The organism is Pseudomonas sp. SDO55104_S430, assembly GCF_054070595.1.
The window spans coordinates 1-1,699 of record NZ_JBSVXG010000449.1; the positions used below are offsets into that span (position 1 = coordinate 1).

The 1,699-nt window shown below is 58.9% G+C and carries 1 protein-coding gene; it reads right to left on the reverse strand.

Annotated features, from left to right (window positions below; genetic code table 11):
* Window positions 1-68: 68 nt before the first annotated feature.
* Entirely contained in the window at window positions 69-1,511 is a 1,443-nt protein-coding gene (locus tag ACW9JE_RS30590; protein ID WP_224537666.1) for a mechanosensitive ion channel domain-containing protein, read from the reverse strand.
* Between the last annotated feature and the right edge of the window lie 188 nt (window positions 1,512-1,699).

Sequence of the window (1,699 nt, forward strand, 5' to 3'; positions counted from 1 at the left end):
GGCAGCCAGCGTTATCGTTGACGACCATCGCGAGCAAGCTCGGCTCCTACAGGGTACGGGGGCAGGCTTTATGCTCTTTTGAGCAACCACTGAAAAAACCCTTTCTTGCGCACCACCACCGGCGCTTGATGGCTCATCTGCTGGACCTTGTTCAAACGGAAATCCAGCAACGTCTTCATCGCATCATTGATGTCATGACGGGCGGCCAGACAAGGCAGCAGATAGCCTTTTTCGATACGGAACAGCGTGCAGGCAGTTTTCGCCGCGAACTCGGCCGGCAGCGCGCTATCGGTCAGGATGCCGGCTTCGCCGATGACTTCTCCCGGCCCCATGCGCCCGGTTTCTATCACTGTACCGTTGACGTTCAGCGAGACCGTGATCACCCCGGACTCGACGATGAACAGATGATCGCTCACCTCCCCCGCCGCCAAAATCGTCTCCCCGGCGCGGAAGTCCTGCTGGGTCATGTTCTGGCTGAAGGTTTCCTTTTCTTCCTGGCGCAAGGTGGAGAAGATCGGCGAACTGTCGATCAGTGCCCGTTGCCGTGACAGGTCGCTGGCGGGGCTGGTTTCCACGCTCGACAGCAGGTTCACCCCGGCCGCCCGCAGGTGTCGGTAGGCCAGATCGAACAGCTGGTTACGCACCGTGCGCTTTTCACCCATCGCGGCGACAAAACCGCTGATCTCGTATTCAACACCATTGGGAGTCGAGCTTTTGAGCGCCACTTTAGGCCCTGGCTGGCTCAATAGAATGCGGCAACCCTGCATCGCCCGCTCCAGTGCATCGATCACGGTTTGCGGTCGCACATGAGGGCTGACCTGCAGGCTGACCGACAGGCCAAACATATCGCTGGGCCGGCTGAAGTTGGTGATCTTGGCCTTGGCCGCCAGGGAGTTGGGGATCACGATCATGCTGCCCTGGGAGGTCTGCAGCCGCGTGGCTCGCCAGTCGATATCGATGACCCGCCCCTCTGTATTGTCGATGGCGATCCAGTCATCGATCTGATAGGGCTTGGTGGTATTGAGGACAATCCCGGAAAACACGTCGCTGAGTGTACTTTGCAGCGCCAGACCGACGATGATCGCCAGGGCGCCAGAGGTGGCCAGCACGCCCTTGACCGGCAGGTTGAGTACATAAGCCAGAGCCGCGATCACCGCCACCAGGAAAATCACCGCACCGAGCAAATCCTGCAGCAATCGCCCGGTATGACCCACGCGCTGCATCATCACCGCGCCGATCATTACCGTCAGTGTGCGCGCTGCAAACAGCCACCAGCCGATCTGCAACCCTGTGGCCGCCAGATGCAACGGCACGTTGTCCGCCCAGGGTGCCGGCTCCAGCGGGTTCATGCCCTCGTTGAACAGCAGCACGCTGAACAACGAGAAAATCACCAGCCTGGCCAGCAACTTCCAGTTGTGATGATTGACACCTATAAAGCGCCACAACACCAGATCGATCAGGAGGAGGATCAGTGCGCAGATCAGGGGGTGGTCGACGAGCAACGACAGCATCAAACAGCTCCAGCACAGGACGATGACAAAAGATCTCACAGTTTGGCCATAGTGTAGGAGCAATTGATTTGGCTGAAACCGGCTGACAACACAAATAAATGCGGGAGCACAAACCTGTGGGAGCGGGCTTGCTCGCGAAGCCGGTGTGTCAGCCAACATAAATGGCACTGACACTCCCTCTTCGCGGG

Bases quoted from the DNA above. Each gene is read 5' to 3' on its own strand.
- ACW9JE_RS30590 (WP_224537666.1), bottom strand. From the start codon at position 1,511: ATGCTGTCGTTGCTCGTCGACCACCCCCTGATCTGCGCACTGATCCTC.